This window comes from Halobellus rarus, from assembly GCF_024494595.1.
GTDB lineage: Archaea > Halobacteriota > Halobacteria > Halobacteriales > Haloferacaceae > Haloquadratum > Haloquadratum rarum.
In genome coordinates, this window is record NZ_JANHDI010000004.1 from 220051 (window position 1) to 243765 (window position 23715).

The window sequence follows — 23715 nt, forward strand, 5'->3', positions numbered from 1 at the left end:
GACGCTGCCGGTCGCGGATCACCCCTCGGTTCGAACCGGTAGGTTCGACTTCCCCGACGCCAAACGCCGGCTATGGGAGAACGCGAGGCGAGCGCAAACGGGATCACCGCGCGGTACGAGGAGACCGAGACCGAGCGACTGCTCACGTTCCAGAGCGACGGCAACGCCGCGGCGATCGCGCAGAACATCGAGGGGTACGCGATGCTGAAGGTGCGCCCGAGCGCCGACGGCGACGAACTCGAACGGTACTACGGCTTCGAGATGGCGCTGGATCACGCCGCGGAACTGCTCGGCGTCTCGCCGCACGACCTGCCGATTCCCGACGCCGCCTCCGATATGGGGATGTGAGCGGATCGAGGTTCCGCACCGGCGGCAGGTCGTCGCGTCGCGCTCAGTCCCGCCGCCAGTAGAACCGCGGCCCGAGAAAGAGGTACGCGAGCGAGAGGAACAGGAGCCCGAAGGCGAACCCCTCGCCGATGGCACCGACGAGCCGTTCGCCCATCCGCCCGGCGAGGAGGATCGCCGCCGCCTGGACGATCCCCATCACGAGCGCGTCCTGTGCGTGCAGGTCCGGATAGGTGATCGGCGCGAGCATCAGCGCCGCCAGCAGGTACACCAGCGGAACGAGGACGAGCGGACTCGTGAAACCCGCGAGCACGGTCGCACCGATGATCGTCGCCGCGAGCGTCGTCTGGACGCCCTCCGTCTCGGCGTCGTCGCTGTCGTAGGCGGTGTAGAGGCCGAGTCGCGTGACCGCGGCGGCGACGAAGAGCGCCCCGCCCGCGAGGGCGACGAGTCCGCGCCCGCCGGTCAGCCCCCACGACGTCGACACCGCCATCGAGACCAACAGCGCGGGCGCGACGCCGAAGGAGGCGACGTCCGCCAGCGAGTCGAGGTAGGGGCCGACCTCCGTCCCGCCGCGCCGCCGCGCCACGACGCCGTCGAGGGCGTCCGCGATCGCCGCGAGCAGGAGGACTCGGGCGGCGAGTTCGACGTCGACAGTCGCAGCGACCGCCGCGACGAATCCGAGCGCGGCGTTGGAGACGGTCACCGCGTCGGCGAGGCCCACGCGACCGACGAACCGCGGCTTCATACCTCCGCCGTCACGGAGGACGGGTTTACCTCTTTACATCCGGACTGGAGGTCGGTCTCCGCGCCGTGGGTTGTGACGCCGATCGCCGCGTCCGGATCGGTCCGCATTTAGCGCTCGCATCCTGAGCCTCAGGTATGACAGGGCAGCGAGCGTCGGATAGCGGTCGTCTCTCTCGTCGGCGCGTCCTCGGGGGACTCGGCGCGGCGGCTACGGGAGGCCTCGCCGGCTGTTCGGGATCGAGCGCTGAGGACGACTACGACGTCGGGATGACCGCGGTCGCGTTCGATCCGCCGGAGTTCACAATTTCGGTCGGCGAGACGGTCGTCTGGCGGAACACGAGTTCGCGCGGGCACACCGTCACCGCCTACGACTCGGGGATCCCCGAAGACGCCGAGTTCTTCGCCAGCGGCGGCTACGAGACGACACAGGAGGCCCGCGACGCGTTCACCTCGGAGTTCGGCGGCGCTATCGACAGCGGAGAGACGTGGTCGCACACCTTCGAGACCCCCGGCGAGTACCAGTACTTCTGCATCCCGCACGAGCAGGCGGGAATGGTCGGGACCATCGTCGTCGAGGAGTAGGATAGCCGCGTGACGCGGTCACTCGCTGGACAGCGGCGCACCTCGCGGAGGAGGCAGTGGCTGGGAACCGATACCGCGAAAAAAAACGAATCGTTCGCGGACCGAATCAGGCGTCGTCGACCGCGACGTCTTCCTCGTCGACGTCGACGGCGGCCTCTTCCTCGGCCGCGACCTCTTCGGGTCGCGCTTCGAGAGTGAGCTTCTGCACCTCGACCCGGCGGAGCGGGTAGATCGTCTTCGCTTCGCCGTAGATGGCCGAGGAGAGCCGTCCCTCGATGACGCTGTCGACGAGTTCGTCGAAGGTCCGCTCGGCGGCGGCCTCCTCGACGAGGTCGATCATCACTCGACGGATCGCCTTCTCCTGGCTGCGGTCGGCCTTCTTCGTCGTGAACGCCACGGGCTGAAGCTGGACGCGATAGTCGTCCGTCGTCAGCACCGTGATCGCCACGTCGACCTTCGAGGCCCCGCGGCGGACGAGGCTGCGGACGTAGTCGCGCGCGAGTTCGTGTTTGACGAACTCGGTGTAGGCCGCGTCGCTCGTGACCTCGTTCACTTTGAAAGTGAGCTTCGTGTTGTTCTCTCCCTGATCGCCGGTGATGTCGCCGAGGGTGACCTCGACGGTCCGACCGTCGACCTTCTCGGGTTCGTCCGCGAAGGTCGAGCCGATCTCGGTCCGGTCGAACTGCTCCGGCGCGATGAGGGTGTACCATCGCTTGCCGCTCTTCTGCTTCGAAACTGATCGTTCACTCATAGATGTGTGTCCGTGTCGTATCGACGATGGCGTCTGCCACCGTCAGGTTGACCACGGTGTCGTCCACCGTGGACTGCAACCCGCCGGCCGTCTCGCGGGAGATGTCCGTCACGAGGGTGTCGCCCTCGACGGCTGTCTCCATCGAATCGGTGTTGTCCGGACGGATCGCCGCCGCCACCGTCTCGGCGTCGGCGTGCGTCGTCCGCAGGCGGGCCGTCCGCGACTCGCACTCGCGAGCCGCGTCCGTCGCGTTCGGTTCCGTCTCTGTGCTGTCGTTCGTCATCGTCTCTCCTCCGAGTCAGTCTCCGCCGCTCCGTTCGAATCGTCCCGGGTCATCGCGACGCCTCCCTGATCGCGGCGATGACGTCGGCGTCCGGCGTCTCCGGATCGAACCGCGCGACCGCCTGGGTCGGACCGCCGGACCACGCCGCGGTCGCTGTCGCGAACTCCGATGCGAGCGCCGCGGCGGCCTCTCTCGCACCTGATTCACGGGCCGCCAGCGCGGCGGTGCCGTCGTCGAGCGCGGCGACCAGCGGTTCCGGTGACCTGAAGTCGCGGACCAGTCGGGCGACCGTTCGAAGTCGCCCGAGCGTGGCGGTCGCGTCCTCGGCGTCGTCGCTGCCGTCGCCCGTGACGTTGTCGGCGTCGTCGCCCCCGTCGTCACGGTCGCCTCCATCGCCACTGACGCCGCCGCGGACGACGAACACGCCGTCGTATCGGCCGGTGTGTGCCGTGTCGACCGCGCGGTGAACCGCCGTCGCGTGGGTGCGCCACGCGTCGAGCGCGGCCGATCGACCGCCGTGCCCGAGCGCGAGCGCGACCCCGACGCCGGGGCGCTCGACCGCGACGGCGTTCAGCGCGTCGGCGAAGCCGCCGAGCGTCGCCATCGGACCGTCGGGCGTCGCGTACGGGCGAAGCAGCCGCTCGACCGCGGTCGCACCGTGCGCCGTCGTTTCGTCGTCACCGACCACGGCGAGCGCGACGAGCGAAGCGAGGGATCGCCTCGATTCCTCGTCCTGCGGCCTCGCGTCCGTATCGGTGATCGACGAGAGTTCGGCTCTGACAGCGTCCTCGTCGCCCGAGAAGGGGGCGCGTATCAGCGTCGAGTGGGTCAGTCCGTCGACGGCGTCGTCGACGGGAATCGCCACGCCCGCGCGGCGCTCGATCGCGCCTGCGTCGGTCGCGGCCTGGACGAGCGAGGTCGCGACCGAGTCGGGATGCTCGCCCGCGGCGACAGTTCCGGCCAACGCCAGAACCGGATCGACGTCCCGGTTCGACCCCGAGATGCGTCCGGGCTCGCCGACGAGCGTCGTCGCCACGTCGTACGCCCGACGGCTCGCTGCCGGGCCGTCCGCGTCGATCGCGACGTCCGCCTCCGACGGGTCGGATCCGACTGCCACCAGCAGACCGTCGTCACTCGCCGCCGACACGTCAGTGCCGAGCGAGGTGACGCGGACCTGGAACGGGATGTCGACGCCGCGGAGCGCCCGCGCAAGCAACCCGGCGGCCGCCAGTGCGTCGCCGTCCGCGCGGGCGACGATGCGGACGAACGCGGCCGACGAGAGCGCCGCTGCGACGCTCTCTGCGGGGGCGTTCGCGTCGGCGGTGGCGTCGGGCTGGGATGACATCGGAGCGGGACTGACTTACTCCTCGAGGAGTTTGACGGCGACGTCGTGCGTGTACGTGAAGTCCTCGTCGAGTTCGTCACCGCGGTAGTAGTCGACGAGCCGACGGATCTTCGATTCGGTGTTCTGCAGGGCGCGCTTGTTCTGCATGTCCTGCTGGTTCTCGTTGACGTGCCGACGGAGGCCCACGGCGCGCTCCATCAGGTTCCGGAGGTCCTCGGGGATCTCCGGGGCCGCGTCGTTCTCTTCGAGGATCGCGGTTACCTTCTTGCCGGTCGCGACCTTGACGTCGGGGACGGGTACGCCCTTGACGCCTTCGTCGCGGAGCTTCAGGCCGATCTGACTGGGCTCGTGGCCCTGCTCTGCGAGTTCGACGACGCGCGCTTCGATGTCGTCGGGGTCGACATCACTCCACTCCGGGGGTTCGTCTGCCACCGGCTTGTCCGAACCGGACGAGCCACGGCGGCGGGTATGCATTCGTGCCATTGTTGTCGGGTTGGAACGGCACAGACCGCAGAATACGCGATGTGACGCCGCCGACGGGTGTCGGCGGCATCGCACTTCCGCAATCCCAAGCCGCGCGAGCGCGGCGAGTCAGATTTGCGGCCGTGCTGTTCCCAACTGATCCCACCGGCGTCGACGGCAAAAGGATTCCGACCCGCGGTCGCCATCCCACAAGTCGAAGCCCTTAAGAACGAAAGCGGAATACGGACGAGTGCGAACGAGGGCTCGTAGATCAGCGGTAGATCATCCCCCTGGCACGGGGAAGGCCGCGGGTTCAAATCCCGCCGAGTCCACTTCTAATACCTCCCGTATCGAGGGACGGCGGAATCGAATTATACGTTCTAACACGTCCGATAACGACGGTTCTAGTTTTGAGTCCGCTCCCTCACGAAAGAGAGAGCGTTTGGAATCCAAACGCGGGTCGCCGCCGTCCGGCGGTGAGTCGAGGGGGTGGCGGCCGATCTGTTCACGCCGTTGCACAGACGCCGCTGTACCGTAGAGTAGATGGTTGTTCCCTCACATCGTGCTGTCGACACGAGCAACGATGGCTGGGGCACTCAGACAGAACATCGCGCTGTCACGCGCACGGGAGGAACGCGGATACGTCGACGCGTCGGTCGCCGTCGATATCCCCTCGAACGTCAGCCGCGTCTCCGTGCAGGTCCCCCCGTGGACGACAGTCGACGAGGCACAGGGATTCGACCGACAGTCCGGGTCTCAGCGGTTCGTCTGGACGGGGGCCGCAGACAGACCGACCCTGAAGCTGACGGTCCCAGCCGAGAAGCCACGGCCGGGCGCGGCCGGAACCACGACGGTCGACGTCGGCGAGTGGGCGATCCTCGAAGCGCCGAACCTGCTCACCCAGTGGCGACACCGCGGGGAGGAACCGACGTTCGAGCGACGCCTCGTCGTCGACGACGAGGGGATCGCGAGCAGCGACGGGGGGTTGGTGTACCTCGGGCCGCACCGCGAGCACACGCGCCGGGCCGCCGGCCAGCGGATCCGGCTCGTCGAACCCCGCGCGGCGTCGCTCCGAGAGTCGCCGGACGACATCCTCGACGCACTGGCGCACGCCGCGCGGGAACTCCGTGTCAGCGGTCGCGACGACGAGGTCGTCGGGATCGCGGCACCGACACGCCCGGTCAACTGGGGCCCCGGTGGGCTCCACGCCGGCGGAAACGCCTTCTGGGCCCGGGACAGTTCGCGACTCGACAAGCCGAACGCCACCTGGGTCCACGAGTACGTCCACACCCGACAGGAGTTCGGGACCGACGCCTCGATGAAGTGGATCGTCGAGGCGACGGCGGTGTACTACGCGACGCGACTCACCTACGAACGGGGCGTGATCTCGGCTGACGAGTGTCACGCCGCGCTCAACGCGTCGACGTGCGAGACCGACGCGCTCGGAGCGCCGGTCTCGTGGAGTTCGGCGCACGTCCCGTACCGGAAGGGGAGCCGGGTGGTGAGCTGGCTCGATCGGCAGCTCCGCGAGTACGGCACCGCGACGCTCGCCGACGTGCTCGCGTCGATGAACCGGTACTCGGACGGATCGATCACGGACCCGACGACGCTATCGGAGGTGATCGACGGTGGTACCGATGCGATCGGTTTCCGCGATTTCAAGCGCATCGTTGCCGCTGCCGTGGGCGACGAACCCGGGAGCAGGTCGTTCCGACCCATCGAGAAGCAACTGAATTCGGCCGTCAACAGTGCTGGCGTCCCCGGGGAGACGTCGCCGCCGGGCGTCAGTGACGTGTCGAGCGACCCGGTCGCGGAGCCGGTCGCGGCGACGGACGCGACCGAACTGCTCGACGAGGCGTTCGGTGAACGCTACGGGAACGAGGTCGTCGAGGCCGACGGACGGATCGACGAGGGGACGGTGTTCGGCGACGGCGACGACGGATCGCTCATCGAGGAGTCCGACGTCTTCGGGAGCGAGGAAGACGACGGAGGCTCGGTGTCCGACGACGACACGACGGTGCGGATCGAGACGTCGGGGAGTGACGTCACCATTGGCGGCGACGTCGACGACGCCGACGTCGAACGGACCGAGTCGGGAATCAGCGTCGACACGTTCGGATCCACGATCGAGGTCGACACCTCCGGGATGGACATCAGTGTCTCCACGAGCGGTGGTACGAGCACCGAGGTCAGCGTCTCGGGCGACGGCATCAGCGTCGAGAGCAGCGGCGGCGACGTCACCGTCAGCACGACCGGCGGGATCGACGTCGACGGCGACGTCAGCGTCAGCACGACCGGGGATTCCGGGGTCGGCGGCGACAGCACGAGCGGGCTCGGTTTCGTGCCGAGGGACCGCTGCGACGACGGAGAACCCAACGGTTAAGACGGCTTCCGATGACCGGAGCAATATGTCAGGTGGGTATCCGTACGTCTACCCGCCCGATCAGTTTTTCCGCGTGGGCGGACGGCGGGTATCGACGACCGTCGTCGCGTTGGCGCTCCCGGTGGTGGTGGCCGCGCTCGACCTGCTGCTGTTCGGGTTTCCCGAGACGGGGATCCCCTACAACTACCCGCTCTTCGGTGATATCGTTCTCGTTTGGACGGCCATCCTGTTTCTCCGGCTCTCACACCGCGTCCTCTGGAATATCGGCGACGAGTTCGCCACGCTGATCCGACTGAGCCGCGGCAATCCCGTTTCGCTCGTCCAGTCGCTCACGCCGCGGGACATCCACAGCGATCTCCAGAACGTCCTCTACCTCTCGTATCATCCGGTCGTTCTGGGAGTCGGGGCCGTCATCGGCGGGACGTTCGTGAGCGCGATTATGTACTGGATGGGCGTCTTCGAGGCGTATCCGTATCTGGGGATGAATTTCGGGTTCGGGGCGGCCCACGGCGTGTTCTTCGGGCCGGTCCTCGGCGGGTCGTACGTCGTCGTCAGAGCGTACTCCACGTACATCGCCGACATCAACCTCCTGGACCCGAACGGCGTCGGCGGCTACCGGCAGATCGGGAACGGGATCGTGAAACTGGCGACGTACGCCATCGGCGTCCTGACGCTCGATTTCGTCATCCTCTCCAGCGTGACGTTCACCGCGTTCGGGCGGTTCCAGGTCGTCGTCAGCGTGCTGTTTCTGACCGTCCTCGCGGTCGTCGTCGTCGGGACGATACTGGTCACCGTCCTGGTACGGCGGAAGTTGTTGCAGGTCAGAAGCGAGAAGGTCAGTCTGATGCGGGAGACGTTCGCCGACGTCGAACGCGAGTACTGGCGGAAGTACCGCGCCGAGGAGAACAACCTCTCGGAGGCCCTGAACCTCCTCTCGATGTACGCGATGTTCTACCAGATGAGCGATATGGATATGTGGCCGATCAACCTCTATTCGCTCGTCCGGCTGGGAGGGAGCGTGAGTTTCTCGCTGGCCGTGTACTATCTCGACCTCATCAACTCCGTCGAGTCACTCGCATCCGTCCTCTGACGGCGCGGAACGGCTGACCCGACCGATCGTCACCAGGTGCGCATAGAGGACAACGAACGGGGTGAGAACGACGAACCCGAGATCCTGCTCCGGCTCGGCGCGAAGCGCGAGGAATCGACGGCGATACCACGGGGGGGCCGGAAGGAGGTCGAGCGCGCGGTCGAGGGAACCAGGAGGGCCCTCGTCGAGGTGGAACGCGCAGTTGTACGCCGTCCACTTCGCCGCCTCCAGCGAGTAGTCGATCGCTCGCGGCGAAACGAGCGCGTACCCCACCTGCGCCGCGGCGAGGGCGACCGTCGTCACGAGGCTCCGGAGCAGTTCGCGGTATCGACACGCGAACGGCGTGCCGATCTCGTCCCACCGGGGTTCGACGGCCCGGCCGTAGATGGTGACTCCCGTCTCGAAGACGCCGAGCAGGACCGTCCGCCAGGGAGCAACGATCGAGGCGACCGAACTCGTATCGAAGATCGCGGGAAAGTCGCCGGCGGCCACGGCGGATTCGGTGGTCACGAACCCCGAGCGATACATCCCGGTCGCCCGTTCGACGACCCGTTCGAGCGCCGTAGGATCGTCGGTCCCGGCATCGAGATGTACCGCGGCCAACTCCTCGCAGCGACGTTCGACGTCCGCGACGTACGACTCCGAGACGTCCGAGGCCAGGACCACGACCAGATCGACGTCGCTGACCGCCGTCGCCTCGCCCGACACGACGCTACCGAACAGGTGGACGGCGACGACCGCGTCCTCGTCGAGCGCCGCGGCGAGTTCCTCCAGGAAGTCCCGCGACCGGTCGGACAGGGCTGAACGGATCTCCTCGTCGAGAGACAGGTCGATGCCCATCGGCGAATTCACCCCCACGCCCCTCAGGCCAGCCGCTCGGCCGCCAGATCGGCACCCTCGCGCAGCGCCTCCAGTTTCTTCCAGGCGATGGCGGGGTGGACGGCGTTCGCGCCCTCGACCACCGTCTCGAAGCCGCAGTCGGCACCGGCGACGACACGTTCCGGATCGCCCACAGCGCGGGCGAAACGCTCGATGCGCTCGGCGACGACCTCGGGGTGCTCGACGACGTTGGTCTTCACGTCGATCACGCCCGGGATCAGCCGCCAATCGTCCGGCAGCGGGTGCTCCTCGAACGTCCGGTACTCGTGTTGGTGCCGCGGGTTCGCGCCCTCGACGACCAGGCCGCCGACGTCGGCCTCGTAGAACGCGCCGATCACCTCGTCGAGCGCGACGTCGTGGTGATGCGGGCCCTCGTAGTTGCCCCAGCAGCCGTGCAGCCGGATCTGCTCGTCGGGGATCCCGGCGATCGCCCGGTTGAGCGCGTCGACGTGTGTGCGGACGCGCTCGCGGAACTGGTCGACGGAGTCGCCCTTGTACGTCAGCGTGAACCCCGCCAGCAGGTCGGGAGCGTCGATCTGGAGGACCGCGCCCGTCTCGGCGATGAGTTCGTACTCCGTGGCGAGCGCTTCCGCGAGGTCGAACAGGTACTCCTCGTCGGAGTCGTGGTAGTCGGTCTCGGTGAACCGGAGGACCGCCCCGGGCGAGGGTGCGGTGTGGAACCGGGCGGGGAACGCGACGCCCTCGGCGTCGACCGCCTCGTCGAACCGGGCGAGATCGTGGCGGAGGTCGTCCTCGCCGACGTACTCGATCGGCCCCGTCGCGACCGGACCGCCGATGTTCTCCGTGTCGCCGAGCAGTTCCTCGGCGTACTCCGGGAAGTCGTCGAGGTCGGAGGGCCAGGCGCGTTCGACGGTCCCCTCGCCGAATCCCGACAGGCGGTTGGTGACGTCGACGGAGTAGGCGATGCGGCTCTGTTCGCCGTCGTTGGCGACGTCGATACCGACCTCGGCCTGACGGCGCACGACCTCCCGGACCGACTCGTCGACGGCCTCCTCGAACGCCGCGTCGTCGCGATCCGCGGAGGCGGTCAGCAACGAGCGGAGGCGGTCCGAGCGCGGGAGACTCCCGACGTGCGTGGTTCGGATCGTGGGCGGTGACATCGGTTCGACGGTCTCGCGGCGGCCACAAATGGGTGTCGGGGGCGGCAATCGCTCGCCTACCACCGGAGCCACACGAGCAGCGCGAACCCGATCGCGAGCGTCGCGGGGATCACCATCCCGAGGAGCGCGATCGGTCCGACGTCGCCGACGGTGACCAATCCCGCGAGTTCGGCGAGGACCCAGAGGCTCCCGGCGAGGACGGCGACACCGACGAGCACAGCGATCACGCGGTCGTCCATCTGTCTCGGAGACTCCTCTATCGGATCTCTGACGGTCGCAGTCGGCGTAAACGTTTGGCCCGATCGACGGTGAGACCGCGGGGCGAGAGTACCGTTTATGGCGGACGGTGAAGTACTGCGAACGTATGTCAGACGGAGAGTTCGAGGGATACGGCGGACGACACGTCCCCGAGCCCCTCGCCGAGCCGCTCGAACAGCTGGCGACCGCCTACGACGAGATCAAGGAGACGGACGAGTTCCGAAGGGAACTCGACGACCTGCTCGGAGACTACGCCGGACGGCCGACACCGCTCTACCACGCCGAGGGGCTGAGCGAGCGCTACGGGGCCGACGTCTACCTCAAGCGCGAGGACCTCCTCCACGGCGGCGCGCACAAGATCAACAACGCGCTCGGGCAGGCGCTGCTCGCGAAGCAGGCGGGGAAATCCCGGCTCATCGCTGAGACCGGAGCGGGCCAGCACGGCACCGCGACGGCGATGGTCGGCGCGCTGTTGGATCTCGACACGGAGATCTACATGGGGAAGAAGGACGTCGAGCGCCAGAAGATGAACGTCTTCAGGATGCGGCTGATGGGCGCGGAGGTCAACGAGGTCACCCGCGGGGGATCGGGGCTGTCGGACGCCGTCGACGCCGCGCTCGAAGATTTCGCGGCGAACATCGACGACACCCATTACCTCGTCGGCTCCGTCGTCGGCCCCGATCCGTTCCCGCGGATGGTCCGGGACTTCCAGGCCGTGATCGGCGAGGAGGCCCGCGAGCAGTTCTTGGACCGCACCGGCGGTCTCCCCGACGCGGCGGTCGCCTGCGTCGGCGGCGGCAGCAACGCGATGGGGCTGTTTCACGCCTTCCGCGACGACGAAGAGGTCGCGTTCTACGGCGCGGAGGGCGGCGGCGAGGGCGCGGGATCGAAGCGTCACGCCGCCCCGCTGGCCGACGGCGAGGACGGGACCATCCACGGGATGCGGACCCGGGTCATCGACGAAGACGTGGAGGTCCACTCCGTCTCGGCGGGTCTCGACTACCCCGGCGTCGGTCCGGAGCACGCGATGTTCCGCGCGGTCGGCCGCTGTGACTACCGCGCCGTCGACGACGGGGCCGCGACGGCCGCGTTCAGAGAACTCGCCGAGGAGGAGGGAATCATCCCCGCGCTCGAATCCAGCCACGCGATAGCCCTCGCGAAGGAACTCGCAGACGAGCACGACACGATCCTCGTGAACCTGAGCGGCCGCGGCGACAAGGACATGGAACAGGCCGCGGAACTGTTCGATCTGAACTGAGCCGACGCGGTCGCGCCCGCGGCGACGCGGTGGGGGTGGTCTTCGGTCGCCGCTCCGCAAACTCTAATTCGGTCCGTGTGGTATCGGTGCTCAGAGACTATGTGTCGGGAACTGAAGCGGGAGCCGACCTGGGTGGCGGCGATCCGACTGGCGATACTCGAAGGGCAGGTCGACACCGAATCGGTGATCGAGGAGGCGAACCTGATTCCGGGGAGAGAACGCACCGTCCGCGACGTCCTCGCGACGATGGACGAGCGCGGGGTGTTGAACGCCGTCGGCGAGGACAGGTACCTGCCCGGCGAGGTCCTCCTGAACTCCGACCGGTTCGACCTCGACTTCGACAACGCCTCCGACGGCGGCGCGCATCGCTGGAAGTCCTCCGTGTGAACCGGACCCGATGACGTGCCGATCGACTGACCGTAGCGTAAGCTATGTAAATACCACGGGAATACGTAGCCTATGGGCACGCTGACGAACACCAAAATCTCGGAGAAGAACCTGACTACGGTCCCCAAGCCGGTTCGAAACTTCCTCGACGTCGGCGCCGGCGACCGCGTCGAGTGGCACGTCGAAGACGGGAAGATCGTCGTCGAAAAGTTCGTCGACGAGGAGTGACGACCGTTCGGCCGTTGTCGCTCCGTTCAGTACAATCGATCGGCCGCTGTGGACCGTTCGCTGTGATCGGTCCACCGCTGTCGTTCCGTCCATCATCGTCGTTCACCTGTTTTCGTTCCGCTCGCTGTCGTCATTCGGCCGCCGCTCGGTCTCGTCGGGCTCACCTTCCGATTCCGCCAGATCACCGGGCTCGTCGACGTCTCGACGGACACCCGGGTCCGAGACCGACACGCAGGCGCTGTCCCCGCTCGTGAGCAGGATCTCGCGACCCCCGACGTCGCCCGCGACGTCCGCGAGCGCGTCGAAGAAGCGCCGGTCGAACAGCACCGGATTTCCGCGGACGCCGTCGTGAGCGGCCGCGAGCGCGTCGCCGACGCCCGCGTCGTAGGCGGCGACGAGCGTCTCGACGGTCTCGGGGTCGACGAACGGCATATCACCGAGCGCGATTACCGCCGCATCGACCTGTGCATCGGAGTCGCGGAGCGCACCGATCCCGGCCCGGAGCGACGAGGCCTGACCCGTGTCGTAGGCGTCGTTGGCGACGACCGCCACGTCGAGTCCCGCCAGCGCGTCGACGACGCGGTCGGCCTCGTGGCCCACGACCGCGACGACCGGGTCGAGGCCGGCGTCGAGGAGCGTGCGCGCCGCGTGTCGGACGAGCGGGTCGCCGTCGTGCGTCGCCAGCAGTTTGTTGCGGTCGCCGAAGCGGTCGCTGGTTCCGGCGGCGAGGAGCACGCCCGCGACTCGGGAACGGTCCCGCGTCCGATCGTCGTCCTCCTCACTGGATCCCTCCTCATCGGCTCCCTCCTCATCGAACGGCGGCGAGACGACCGGCAGATCGACCTCCCCGTCCGTCATCGCTCGACGGCGGAGTACGGGACCACGTCGACCGCCTGGTCGCGCTCGACGCCCTCGCCCGTGAGGACGAAGCCGTCGGCGCGGGTCGCCCTGGTGCTCGACGAGAGGACGCTCGGGTCGAAGTCCGCCTCGTAGACCGAGAGCGCCGAGTCGGCGTGGCCGAGCGGCATCGCGACGGCGTCGTCGCCGTCGACATCACCGTCGGTCTCGCCGTCTTCGAGCGTGACGGGAATCGCGTAGGCGAACCCGGGCGTGGCGATACCGACGTCTCGCGCCATCCGCGCGGGCACCGTCGGCAGCGACGTCTCGCCCGTGAAGAGGGGCCGCGCGACGAGCGTGGTCACCGCGTGCGCGCCCACCGGCTTGCCCGGGATGGCGAGGGCGACGGCGTCGTGCTCGGGCAGTTCGGCGACGGCGATCGGCTTGCCGGGGCGGAGTCGCACCCGGTGGAACAGCACCTCGCCGAGGGAGTCGAGCGCGCGCACCACGTAGTCCTTGTCGCCGACGCTCGTCCCGCCGGTGGTCACCACCACGTCGTGCTCGTCGGCTAAGTCTGCGATCCGGGACTCGACGCGGTCGTAGTCGTCGGGGACGGTCCCCTCGTAGGCGGCGTCGTGGCCCCACGAGCGGACTAATCCCGCGAGCATCGGTGAGTCGAGATCGGTGTGTCTCCCCTCGTGGATCTCCGTTCCGGTCGCGAGCAGTCCCACGGAGAGGCGCGTACGGACCCCCACGGACTCGATCCCGAGGTCGCCCAGTAAGATGGCGTCCTTCGGCGAGAGTCGCTCGCCGACCTCGAACAGCCGCTCTCCCTCGGCGACGTTGCTCCCGCGCTCGTAGACGTACGTCCCCGGTTCCAGGTCCGACCCGGTCAACCGTCCGTCCTCGACGGTCGCCTCCTCCCGCTTGAGCACCGCGTTCGCCGCGGGCGGGACCGGCGCGCCCGTCGCGATGCGGACGGCCTGCCCCTCCCCCAGTTCCGGTGGTTCGTCCTCCGGGAAGACGTCGGCGTCGACGACTTCGAGCGGGTACTCCGCCGTCGCGTCGAAGGCGAAGCCGTCCATCGTCGCGTGGCTCTGCGCCGGGACGTCGACGGGCGAATCGATCGGTTCGGCGAGCGTGCGCCCGGCGATGCGGTCGAGCGGAACCGTCTCGGCGTCCAGCGTCGGAAGCCACCGCTCTCGCAGGGCCCGAACGCGTTCGGCCCCCTCGTCCCACGCGATCAGATCGTCGTGGCTGTGGTCCGAGTCGTTCGTCATCGTTCTCCCGTGTAGCGTCCGGCAGTGTAGTCGCGTCCGTCGGTGCGGTCACGTTCGTCGGTACGCTCGCGTCCGTGGGTACGGTTGCGCCCCGGCTGAACGCCCGAGTCATTCCGAGGTGTCTCTCCCGATGCAACACAAACTTTTATTGGGTACCTACTTGTTACCATAGATCGTGATAATAGTGTGCACATAGTGGGGATATATAAAAGATGGCGACGCGCAGCTGCCGACCGACCGGAGACACCGACGATGGACACATATGGAATTTGACGGAGAGTTCGAGTTAGACGGCGTACCGCCCGAGAAAGCGTGGATCGTTCTGTCGGACCCGATGGCGGTCCGGGACTCGCTGAAGGGGTGTCGCTACATCACCCCGATGGACGACGACTTCAACTTCGACGAGTACGAGCCCGAGGAGGACGTCGAGATGCTGCCGGACGCGGATCCGGAGATCATCGCCGAGCGGGCCTTCGTCGAGGGGCAGAAGTACGCGGCGCTGATGCAGGTCGGCGTCGGGAGCGTGAAACCTCGCTTCGAGACGACCGTCACCATCGACGAACGCGACAGCGAGAACTTCAGGATGGTCGCGACCGGCGGCGGCGACGCCTCCGGGAGCAGTTTCAGCATGGAGTCGGGGATGCAGATCCACGGGCTCGAAGACGGCGAGGGCTCGCGGATCGAGTGGTGGACCGAGGCCGACATCTCGGGGCGGATCGCCCAGCTCGGCTCGCGGGTCATCAAGCCGGTCGCCAACAAGATCGTGAACAACTTCTTCAGCAGCATCGAGCAGCAGATGACCGACGTCGACGAGGACGCGAACTCCGGCGTCACCGACAGACTACGGAACATGCTATGAAAGCGGCACCGTTCGAACACCACGAGCCGACGTCAGTCAGCCAGGCGGTGAGCCTGATCGAGAGCCTCGACGAGCCGACGATCCTCGCCGGCGGACAGAGCCTGGTTCCGATGCTCCGGTTCCGACTCGCCCGCCCGGACACGGTCGTCGACATCAACGGCATCGACGAACTCGACTACCTCCGGGAGGAGGACGGCTACCTCAAGATGGGGGCGCTCGCGCGCCACGCCGACGTCGAAGACTCGGACCTGGTCGACGAGAAGTACGGGAGCTTCGCGGACGCGGCCCCGCTCGTCGCGGACCCGCAGATCCGGAACCGCGGGACGATCGTCGGGTCGATCGCACAGGCCGACCCGAAGGGCGACTGGGGGTCGATCCTCATCGCTCACGACGGCGAGATCGTCGCCGCGGGTCCCGACGGGGAGCGGACCGTCCCGATCGACGAGCTGTTCCTCCTCCCGTACGACACCTCCCTCGGCGAGGACGAACTCATCACGGAGGCGCGCGTCCCGACACCGGAAGAACGGGAGGGAAGCGCCTACCACAAACTGAAGCGCAAGACCGGCGACTACGCGATGGCCGGCGTCGCGGCCCGACTGATCCTCGACGGAGACGGGAGAATCGAGACGGCGGGAATCGGGATGACCGCGGTGGACATCACGAACGCGCGCGCCGCCGACGCCGAGGAACGTCTCGAGGGCGAGCGGCCCAGCGCCGACCTGTTCGAGGCGGCCGGCGAACTGGCGGCCGAACAGTCGAACCCCGAATCGGACGAACACGGCGACGCGTCGTACAAGGAGCGGATGGTGGAAGTGCTAACCCAGCGGGCGCTCGGCGACGCCGCCGAGCGTGCGGGGGTCATCAAACGGAGGGCAAAACCGTGACTGACGAACGCGAAATCACGCTGACGATCAACGGAACCGAACGCACGCTCGAGGTCGAACCGCGACGCCTGCTCGTCCACGCGATCCGCGAGGACCTGGATATGACGGGCACGCACATCGGCTGCGACACCGGCAACTGCGGGGCCTGTACGGTCCTGCGGGACGGCGAACCGATCAAGTCCTGTCTGATGTTCGCCACGCAGGCCGACGGCAGCGAGATCATGACCGTCGAGGGGATGGAGGACCTCCCCGAGTCCGACGGCGAGCTCCACCCGCTCCAGGAGGGGTTCCACGAGGAACACGGCCTGCAGTGTGGGTACTGCACGCCCGGGATGTTGATGGCGGGGAAGGCGCTCCTCGACGAGAATCCCGATCCCGACGAGGCGGAGATCCGCGAGGCGATCAGCGGCAACCTCTGTCGGTGCACCGGCTATCAGAACATCGTGAAGTCGATCGAGTACGCGGCCGAGGAACTCGCCGCACAGCCGGCGACCGATGGCGGCACCGCGGCGGTCGAAACCGGATCGTCGGTGGAAGCCGCCGCGAACGGTCCGGAAACGTCCGGTGACGCGGACGGTCCGACAGCGGCCGACGACGCGGACGATTCCGAACCGTTCGAGGGCTACGACGTCGACGGCGAGTTCTCCTGCGGCGCAGAGAACTGCTGCGGCGGTCCAACGACCGACGCCGAACACAACGGAGACAACGTATGAGCAGCGAAACCGACGACATTCCGGTCGCGGACACGGAGTATCAACACGACGACGACGGCGGTCCCGACCCCGAGAAGCACTGCGGCCACGGCCGCGGTGGGATGGGCGAGGAGGTCAAGCGCAAGGAGGACAAGCGCTTCATCACCGGTCGCGGCAACTACGTCGACGACATCAAGAAGCCCGGGATGCTCCACTGCGAGATCGTCCGGAGCCCGCACGCCCACGCTCGCGTCGAGGACATCGACAAATCGCGTGCCCTCGATCTCGACGGCGTCGTCGCCGTGCTGACCGCAGAGGACCTGGCGGCGCACGAACTGGCGACGATGCCGACGCTGATGGACGACACCCAGGACGTCCTCGTCAACGACAAGGTCAAGTTCCAGTCACAGGAGGTCGCCGCGGTGATCGCGACCGACCGGTACGTCGCGAAGGACGGCGCCGAAAAGGTCGAGGTCGACTACGAGGTGCTCGATCCCGTCGTCACCGCGGAGGAGGCGCTCGAAGCGGACGCGCCGCTGATCCGCGACGAACTCGAAGACCAGGAGGACAACCACATCTTCGACTGGGACGTCGGCGACAAGGAAGCGACGGACGAGGTGTTCGAGGAGGCCGACGTGACCGTCGAAGAGCAGATGGAGTACCAGCGGCTCCACCCCGCGCCGATCGAGACGTGCGGGTGCGTCGCCGACTGGGACCCCGGCAAGGACAAGATCACGGTCCACCTCACCTCGCAGGCACCGCACGCTCACCGCACGCTGTTCTCGCAGGTGTCGGGCATCCCCGAGCACAAGGTGCGCATCGTCAGCCCCGACGTCGGGGGCGGCTTCGGGAACAAGGTGCCGATCTACCCCGGATACGTCGTCGCGGCCGCGGCCTCGGTCGTGCTCGAACAGCCCGTGAAGTGGATGGAGGAGCGCTCCGAGAACATTCAGACCACCGGGTTCGCCCGCGACTACGATATGACCGGCGAACTCGCCGCCACCGAGGACGGGATTATAAAGGGCGTCCGGACGGACGTGCTGGCGAACCACGGCGCGTACAACGCGGTCGCTCAGCCGTCGAAGTTCCCGGCGGGCTTCTTCAACATCTTCACCGGCTCCTACGACATCGAGGCGGCGTACGGGTCGCTGACGGCGGCGTTCACCAACACCGCCCCCGGGGGCGTCGCCTATCGCTGTTCGTTCCGGGTGACGGAGGCCGTCTACCTCATCGAGCGAATGGTGAAGGTGCTCGCCCAGGAACTCGACATGGACCCCGCGGAGATCCGGCGCAAGAACTTCATCCCCGCCGACGCGTTCCCCTACGAGAGCGCGACGGGGTGGAACTACGACTCCGGGGACTACGAGAAGGCCCTGGACAAGGCCCTGGAGATGGCCGACTACGACCACTACCGCGAGGAGCAACGGCGCCGCATCGAGGAGGACGCCGACAAGCTCATCGGCATCGGCATCTCCTCGTTCACGGAAGTCGTCGGCGCGGGGCCGGGCAAGTCCTGCGACATCGCGGGCATCGAGATGTTCGACTCCGCGGACATCCGGGTGAACCCGACCGGCAACGCCGTCCTCAGGGTCGGCGTCCAGACGCAGGGGCAGGGTCACGAGACCACGTTCGCACAGATCGTCGCCGAGGAGCTCGGAATGGACGTCGAAAACATCTCCGTCGAGCACGGCGACACCGACACCGACCCGTACGGGCTGGGCACCTACGGCTCTCGTTCGACGCCCGTCGCGGGGGCGGCCACCGCGGTCGCCGCCCGGAAGGTCCGCGAGAAGGCCAAATCCATCGCCGCGAACGAGTTGGAGGCCGCCGAGGAGGACATCGAGTGGGACCGCGAGTCCGGCGAGTTCCACGTCGCGGGCGCGCCCGACCGCTCGATCACGATCACCGAGATCGCCGCGGGTGCGTACATGAACCATCCCACGTCGGAGGAGCCCGGTCTGGAGGCCGTGAACTACTACGACCCGCCGGAGATGACGTACCCGTTCGGCTCCTACATCGTCATCGTCGAGGTCGACAGGGAGACCGGCGAGGTCGACTTCGAGAAGTTCGTCGCGGTCGACGACTGCGGCAACCGCATCAACCCGATGGTCATCGAGGGGCAGATCCACGGCGGTCTCGCCCAGGGCATCGGGACGGCGATGATGGAGCACGTCACCTACGACGAGAACGGCAACTGCACGGGCGGGGACTTCATGAACTACCTGCTGCCGACGGCCAACGAGATCCCCAACTTCGAGACGGGGTACACGGTGACGCCGTCGCCGCACCACCCGATCGGTGCGAAGGGCGTCGGCGAGTCGCCGACCGTGGGGTCGCCGCCGGCCATCGTCAACGCGGTTGTCGACGCGATGGCCCACGCCGGCACGACGCACGTCGAGATGCCGATGACGCCCGACCGCGTCTGGGAGGCGCTCGACGAGGCCGGACTGGCGCACGATCCGAGCCAGAACGTGCACTTCGAGTTCGAGGGCGGACAGAGTGAAGAACCAGCCGACGACTGAGCGTCGGCGCCCGGCGACAGCCCCATTGGCGCTGCCGACGTGGAGACAGCAATAGATGACAGAGAACGAACCCCACGAAGCGAGCGACGATCCGCCGAACCGAGCGGCCGTCAGCGACGGCGACGTCGCCGCGCTGGAGGCAGAGCTCACGGAGCGTGGCGAGCCCTACGCCCGGGTGACGATCGTCCGCCGCGAGCCGCCGGTGTCGGCGAACGTCGGCGACCGCGCGGTCGTCACGGCGGACGGCGAACTCCGCGGCTGGATCGGCGGCGCGGCGTGCGCGCAGACGACCGCCATCAGCGAGGCGAAAGCCGCCATCGAGGACGGAAAGCCGCGGTTCGTCGGCATCGCGCCCGATCCCGAGGAGATCGACCGCCCGGGGCTGGAGGCGTTCCCGATGCACTGCCACAGCGAGGGCGTCCTCGAACTGTTCATCGAGCCGGTGAACCCGACGCCGGACCTGCTGATCGTCGGCGATTCGCCGGTCGCGCGGGCGCTCACGCGACTCGCGGACGAACTCGCCGTCGACGTCGTCCTCGTCGATCCGGACGCCGGCGACGATCACGCGGCCGATCGCCTCGTCACGAGTACCGATCCCGAGACCGTCGTCGACGCCGTCGGCCGGTCGCCGCTGGTCGTGGTCGCGTCGATGGGCAAGTACGACGCCCGAGGCGTCGCCGCCGGCGTCGCGGCCGACGCGTCGTACGTCGGCCTCGTCGCCAGCGAAACCCGGAGCGGCGAGGTGATAGAGCGGGCCGCGACGCTCCTCGAGACGGACCCCGAGCGGGTCCGAGCGGCCGTGACGAACCCCGCGGGCGTCGACATCGAGGCGTACACGCCCGCCGAAATCGCGGTGAGCATCCTCGCCGAAGTCGTCGACGCGCGAGCGGCGGGGGCTGCAGGCAGTCCGCAGCAGTCGCCGGCCGACGCGAAAACGTCGTCGCCGGCCGACGGGAACGCGGAGACCGAACGCGGGGCAGCTGTCGAAGAGGCGTCGGAAAACGACGCGGCAGAGGATGGGGCATCGGAGGGCGACACAGCTAGGGATGTGGCGTCGGGGAGGGACGCGGCCGAGGACGAGACTGCGACCGCCGACCTCGCCACCGACCCCGTCTGCGGGATGACGGCCGATCCCGAGACGGCTCCCTCGGTCGACCACGACGGGGAGACGTACTACTTCTGCTGTGAGGGCTGTGCGGACTCGTTCCGCGCGGAGCCGGAATCGTACCTGGAACGCGGGGAGGCAGCGTGAGCCGGAACGCGTTCGCGTCGCTGTCGCCGGCGGACCTCGAAGAGCTATTCGAGGCCGAGGCGTACGTCGCGGACGACCGGACGGTCACGACCGTCCACCTCGCGCTGACGCTCGGCCGACCGCTGCTCGTCGAGGGGCCGCCGGGGAGCGGGAAGACCGAACTCGGCAAGGTCCTCGCGAGCGCGTTCGACACCGACCTCATCCGACTGCAGTGCTACGAGGGGCTGACCGCCGAAAACGCGCTCTACGAGTGGAACTACACGAAGCAGCTGCTCGCGGTGCAGGCCGACGAGGGGACGGTCGCGGGCGATTCGACGGCCGCCGGGGCGGCGAACCCCGAAAGCGACGGGTCCCCGTCGACCGAGACGGCGCAGAGCCGCTCGGTCTTCGACGAGGAGTACCTGCTCGAACGACCGCTCCTGCGCGCGCTCACGGCCGGCGGGGACACACCGCCAGTGCTGCTCGTCGACGAGATCGACCGGGCCGACGAGGAGTTCGAGGCCTTTCTCCTAGAGCTGCTCTCGGACTTTCAGGTGTCGATTCCGGAGTTCGGCACCGTCCGCGCCGACCAGCCGCCGATCGTCGTGCTCACGTCGAACCGCACGCGGGGGCTGTCGGACGCGCTGAAGCGGCGGTGTCTGTACCTGCACGTCGAACCGCCCGACTTCGAGGACGAGTACGAGATCGTCCGCCGGAAGGTGCCGGAACTCGACGCCGCCGTCGCCGCCGAGGTGTGCGCCGTCGTCGGCCGCCTCCGCGAGGAGGCGTTCCTCAAGCAGCCGGGCGTCGCCGAGACGCTCGATTGGGCCCGGGCCGTCGCGCGACTGCGGCACGACGACGAGGAGCGGCCGCTCTCGACGGACGAGATCGAGCGGACGCTCGGGTGTCTGCTCAAGGAGGCAGAGGACTTCGACCGGATCGACACGGAGCTCCTCGAACAGCTACGAGCGGCCGCCGAACGGGCCGCAGAACGCGTCGAAGCCTGACCGACGATGAACGCGAACACTGGGAACGGTCGGGACGGGATTCGCCGGGGGGATTCGACGGAAACCGACGGCCCGGGTGCTAACCGCGATGATGGCGCGAGTCCCGACGGCGTTCCCGACTTCCGGGCGGCGCGGCGACACGTCCTGATCGAACTGCTCAGGTTGGCCACCGAACTCCGGAGCGAGAACGTCACCGTGCCGCCCAGCGACACGCTGGCGGCCGCGCGAGCGCTCTCGGTCGTCGGTCTCGACGACCGCGACCGCGTCGAAGACGCGTTGCGGGCGACGCTGCTCTCGGATCCGATCGATTCCGACGCCTTCGAGTCCGCGTTCCCGACGTTCTGGCACCGACTCAGATCCGGACTGAGCGCCGTCGCGACCGACCACGACGGGCCGACGGCCGGTGAGGACGACGCGGGCGAGCGGGAGGAATCCGCCGACGCCGAGAGGGCGGAATCCGGCCTGTTGGAGGACGCGGAACCACCCGACATCGACGATACCAGGGACGGAGACGGTCGCGTTGACGTCCGGATCCCGACGGAGCGCCGTCACGCGACGGGAGATCGGCCGGAGTCGGCCGGCGAGAGCGACGCGCGACGATACAGCGCCGTCGGCGGGCGCGAACGCGTCGACGTCGACACCGCGCAGTTGACTCGGGCGGAGATAGCCGCCATCGACCGCTTCGTCGGCGCGCTGGCGACGGTGCCCGGCCGTCGCCGGCAGCAGTCGACCGCCGGCGACCAGGTGGAGGCCAGACGCGCGCTGCGGGCGAGTCTGGCGACCGGCGGCGCGCCGATGGAACTGCCGCTCTCGCGACCGACGCCGAGCGAACTGCGGTGCTGTCTGCTCGTCGACGTGAGCGGCTCCGTCCTCGACACCGTCGACCGGAGCGTCCTCCTGGCGTTCGCCGACCGGTTGCACGACAGCGCTCGCGACGCCGGCGTGTTCTTGTTCGATACGGACCTCGTCGACGTCACCGAGCAGTTCGAGCGAGGCGACGGCGACCCCGCGGCGGCGCTTCGCGAGGCCGAGGTCGAGTGGGGCGGCGGGACGCAGATCGGCGAGGCGTTCGCGACGCTCCGGCGGGAGCACCCCTACGCGGTCGACCGACGGACGGTCGTCGTGGTCGTCAGCGACGGCCTCGACGTCGGCGACCCGGACGTGCTGGCCGACGGCGTCACGTGGCTGGCCGACCGCGCCGGTGCGCTCGTCTGGCTCAATCCGCTGGCGGTCTCACCGGCGTTCGAACCGCGGTCCCGCGGGATGTCGACGGCCGTCCCGTACGTCGACGCCCTGTTCGGGTTCGCCGATCCCACCGACCTCGCGGAGGCGGCCCGGCAGATCGAACAGCGCGGACTTGGCGGCACGGTCGGCTACGAGCACGATTCGCGCCGATTCGGGCGCGCGGCCGACGAGACTGGCGGTGACCCGTCGTGAGCGACCTCCTCGACGCGGTTCGAGACCGTCTCCGACCGCGCGTCACCGAGGCGACGAGCGTCAAGCGGGTCACCGTCGGCGACGCGGCGGTGCTCGTGGAACTGACCGACGGCGAGTCGACGGCGGCCGGCCTGGCACACCGCCCGCCCGGCGACCCACCGGAGACGACCGGCTGGACGGTCGAGTCGTTGCTGGCCGGCGTGTCCGAAGACGTCGCGGACGGGACGTCGGCAAGCGTCACAGAGGACGGGTCGAAGGACCGGACCGCGCGGGCGCTCGGAATCGCGACGATGAACGCGCTGTCGGCACCGATCGTCGACTGGCGGGCGGGCGATCCGATGGCGCTTCTGTCCGACGACGTCGAGCGGATCGTGACCGTCGGGCTGTTCGCTCCCGCGTTCCGGAAGTTCGACGACGTGACGGTGAACGTGATCGAACGCGAGGAGATCGAGAGCGTCCCCGACCCCGATGGCGTGCGTGTCGAGGTGTTCACCCCGGACGAGACCGACGCCGCGATGGCCGGCGCGGAGGTGGTCTTCGTGACGGGCTCGGCGTTCGTCTACGGGGGCGTCGAGGCGTATCTCGACGCGGCACCGACGTCGGCGACGGTGGTCGTGATCGGCGCGACGGCGTCGTTCCTCCCCGACCCGCTGTTCGAGGCGGGCGCGGACGTCGTCGCCGGGGCGACGGTGACCGACGCCGCGGGGGTCAGAGCGGCGCTGCGGCGGGGTGCCTGCGGGACCGACCTGCACGACGCGGGGCTGCGGAAGGTGTACGTCGCCCGGGCGACGCCTTCGAGGATTCGACTCGACGCGAGCGACGGGGCCGGGGTTTCTAACGAGTAATC

25 protein-coding genes and 1 tRNA gene are annotated in these 23715 nt (G+C 68.5%); 16 read left to right on the forward strand and 10 right to left on the reverse strand.

The genetic code is table 11. The annotated features are described in order from the left end of the window. Positions 1–72: 72 nt before the first annotated feature. A complete protein-coding gene (locus NO876_RS06210) occupies positions 73–348 on the forward strand; it encodes a DUF7111 family protein (protein WP_256420815.1) in 276 nt (91 codons plus the stop codon). 43 nt (positions 349–391) lie between these two features. Here the strand turns inward: NO876_RS06210 and NO876_RS06215 are convergent, their stop codons facing one another. Next, complete coding sequence (locus tag NO876_RS06215; protein ID WP_256420816.1) at positions 392–1093, reverse strand: protein sorting system archaetidylserine synthase; 702 nt, start codon at positions 1091–1093, stop codon at positions 392–394. Between the two features lie 134 nt (positions 1094–1227). Between NO876_RS06215 and NO876_RS06220 the strand changes: the two genes are divergently transcribed. Beyond that, a complete protein-coding gene (locus NO876_RS06220; protein WP_256420817.1) occupies positions 1228–1674 on the forward strand; it encodes a cupredoxin domain-containing protein in 447 nt (148 codons plus the stop codon). Positions 1675–1780: 106 nt separating this feature from the next. Here NO876_RS06220 and NO876_RS06225 read toward each other — a convergent pair whose 3' ends face one another. The 4 genes from NO876_RS06225 to NO876_RS06240 are packed head-to-tail and all read right to left on the reverse strand — an operon-like array spanning position 1781 to position 4536. Then, the gene (locus NO876_RS06225; RefSeq protein WP_256420818.1) at positions 1781–2425 is read right to left on the reverse strand and encodes a 30S ribosomal protein S3ae; all 645 of its coding nucleotides are present in this window, start codon (positions 2423–2425) and stop codon (positions 1781–1783) included. Further along, on the reverse strand, positions 2418–2708 hold the full coding sequence (locus NO876_RS06230) for a KEOPS complex subunit Pcc1 (protein ID WP_256420819.1): 291 nt from the start codon (positions 2706–2708) through the stop codon (positions 2418–2420). Before NO876_RS06230 ends, NO876_RS06225 begins: the two co-directional genes overlap by 8 nt. Positions 2709–2757: 49 nt before the next feature. After that, positions 2758–4053, reverse strand: coding sequence for a hypothetical protein (locus tag NO876_RS06235; protein WP_256420820.1), 1296 nt, complete (start codon positions 4051–4053; stop codon positions 2758–2760). Between the two features lie 15 nt (positions 4054–4068). Beyond that, complete coding sequence (locus NO876_RS06240) at positions 4069–4536, reverse strand: 30S ribosomal protein S15 (RefSeq protein ID WP_256420821.1); 468 nt, start codon at positions 4534–4536, stop codon at positions 4069–4071. Between the two features lie 239 nt (positions 4537–4775). Between NO876_RS06240 and NO876_RS06245 the strand changes: the two genes are divergently transcribed. The 3 genes from NO876_RS06245 to NO876_RS06255 all read left to right on the forward strand — a co-directional run bounded on the left by NO876_RS06245 (position 4776) and on the right by NO876_RS06255 (position 7988). Beyond that, positions 4776–4847 (forward strand) — tRNA-Ala (locus tag NO876_RS06245). Positions 4848–5098: 251 nt separating this feature from the next. Continuing rightward, entirely contained in the window at positions 5099–6898 is a 1800-nt protein-coding gene (locus NO876_RS06250; protein WP_256420822.1) for a DUF4097 domain-containing protein, read from the forward strand. A gap of 25 nt (positions 6899–6923) precedes the next feature. Beyond that, on the forward strand, positions 6924–7988 hold the full coding sequence (locus NO876_RS06255; RefSeq protein ID WP_256420823.1) for a hypothetical protein: 1065 nt from the start codon (positions 6924–6926) through the stop codon (positions 7986–7988). On the opposite strand, the gene NO876_RS06260 is transcribed toward NO876_RS06255, so the two are convergent. The 3 genes from NO876_RS06260 to NO876_RS06270 are packed head-to-tail and all read right to left on the reverse strand — an operon-like array spanning position 7968 to position 10227. Beyond that, positions 7968–8828 (reverse strand): nucleotidyltransferase domain-containing protein, encoded by an 861-nt coding sequence (locus tag NO876_RS06260; RefSeq protein ID WP_256420824.1) that lies wholly within the window; start codon positions 8826–8828, stop codon positions 7968–7970. The genes NO876_RS06255 and NO876_RS06260 overlap by 21 nt on opposite strands. A 23-nt stretch (positions 8829–8851) precedes the next feature. Continuing rightward, positions 8852–9988, reverse strand: coding sequence for a cobalamin-independent methionine synthase II family protein (locus NO876_RS06265; protein ID WP_256420825.1), 1137 nt, complete (start codon positions 9986–9988; stop codon positions 8852–8854). A gap of 56 nt (positions 9989–10044) precedes the next feature. Further along, the gene (locus tag NO876_RS06270; RefSeq protein WP_256420826.1) at positions 10045–10227 is read right to left on the reverse strand and encodes a hypothetical protein; all 183 of its coding nucleotides are present in this window, start codon (positions 10225–10227) and stop codon (positions 10045–10047) included. A 125-nt stretch (positions 10228–10352) separates the two neighbouring features. Here NO876_RS06270 and trpB point away from each other — a divergent pair, with 125 nt between their 5' ends. From trpB to NO876_RS06285, 3 genes are all read left to right on the forward strand, one after another. Further along, entirely contained in the window at positions 10353–11504 is a 1152-nt protein-coding gene (gene trpB / locus NO876_RS06275) for a tryptophan synthase subunit beta (RefSeq protein WP_256420827.1), read from the forward strand. 99 nt (positions 11505–11603) lie between these two features. Next, positions 11604–11891 (forward strand): hypothetical protein, encoded by a 288-nt coding sequence (locus NO876_RS06280; RefSeq protein ID WP_256420828.1) that lies wholly within the window; start codon positions 11604–11606, stop codon positions 11889–11891. Positions 11892–11963: 72 nt separating this feature from the next. Continuing rightward, positions 11964–12119: an AbrB/MazE/SpoVT family DNA-binding domain-containing protein gene (locus tag NO876_RS06285; RefSeq protein ID WP_256420829.1), complete on the forward strand. Its 156-nt coding sequence runs from the start codon at positions 11964–11966 to the stop codon at positions 12117–12119. A 102-nt stretch (positions 12120–12221) separates the two neighbouring features. Here the strand turns inward: NO876_RS06285 and NO876_RS06290 are convergent, their stop codons facing one another. Next, a complete protein-coding gene (locus tag NO876_RS06290) occupies positions 12222–12977 on the reverse strand; it encodes a nucleotidyltransferase family protein (RefSeq protein WP_256420830.1) in 756 nt (251 codons plus the stop codon). Next, positions 12974–14236 (reverse strand): molybdopterin molybdotransferase MoeA, encoded by a 1263-nt coding sequence (locus NO876_RS06295; protein ID WP_256420831.1) that lies wholly within the window; start codon positions 14234–14236, stop codon positions 12974–12976. Before NO876_RS06295 ends, NO876_RS06290 begins: the two co-directional genes overlap by 4 nt. A gap of 262 nt (positions 14237–14498) precedes the next feature. On the opposite strand from NO876_RS06295, the gene NO876_RS06300 reads away from it, so the two are divergent. From NO876_RS06300 to NO876_RS18010, 8 genes are read left to right on the forward strand one after another with little or no spacing between them, the layout of a single operon-like run. Further along, positions 14499–15095 carry an SRPBCC family protein gene (locus NO876_RS06300; protein ID WP_256420832.1) on the forward strand — a complete coding sequence of 199 codons (597 nt, stop codon included), beginning with the start codon at positions 14499–14501 and terminating at the stop codon, positions 15093–15095. Next, complete coding sequence (locus NO876_RS06305; protein WP_256420833.1) at positions 15092–15979, forward strand: FAD binding domain-containing protein; 888 nt, start codon at positions 15092–15094, stop codon at positions 15977–15979. Before NO876_RS06300 ends, NO876_RS06305 begins: the two co-directional genes overlap by 4 nt. Beyond that, positions 15976–16692: a (2Fe-2S)-binding protein gene (locus tag NO876_RS06310; RefSeq protein WP_345780733.1), complete on the forward strand. Its 717-nt coding sequence runs from the start codon at positions 15976–15978 to the stop codon at positions 16690–16692. The genes NO876_RS06305 and NO876_RS06310 overlap by 4 nt, the downstream gene beginning before the upstream one ends. Continuing rightward, the gene (locus NO876_RS06315) at positions 16689–19193 is read left to right on the forward strand and encodes an aerobic carbon-monoxide dehydrogenase large subunit (protein WP_256420834.1); all 2505 of its coding nucleotides are present in this window, start codon (positions 16689–16691) and stop codon (positions 19191–19193) included. Before NO876_RS06310 ends, NO876_RS06315 begins: the two co-directional genes overlap by 4 nt. 55 nt (positions 19194–19248) lie before the next feature. Next, complete coding sequence (locus NO876_RS06320) at positions 19249–20445, forward strand: XdhC family protein (RefSeq protein ID WP_256420835.1); 1197 nt, start codon at positions 19249–19251, stop codon at positions 20443–20445. Then, the gene (locus NO876_RS06325) at positions 20442–21431 is read left to right on the forward strand and encodes an AAA family ATPase (protein ID WP_256420836.1); all 990 of its coding nucleotides are present in this window, start codon (positions 20442–20444) and stop codon (positions 21429–21431) included. The genes NO876_RS06320 and NO876_RS06325 overlap by 4 nt, the downstream gene beginning before the upstream one ends. Before the next feature lie 6 nt (positions 21432–21437). Continuing rightward, the gene (locus tag NO876_RS06330) at positions 21438–22868 is read left to right on the forward strand and encodes a VWA domain-containing protein (RefSeq protein ID WP_256420837.1); all 1431 of its coding nucleotides are present in this window, start codon (positions 21438–21440) and stop codon (positions 22866–22868) included. After that, positions 22865–23713, forward strand: a complete 849-nt coding sequence (locus NO876_RS18010; protein WP_256420838.1) for a Rossmann-like domain-containing protein — start codon at positions 22865–22867, stop codon at positions 23711–23713. Before NO876_RS06330 ends, NO876_RS18010 begins: the two co-directional genes overlap by 4 nt. The last annotated feature ends 2 nt before the right edge of the window (positions 23714–23715 follow it).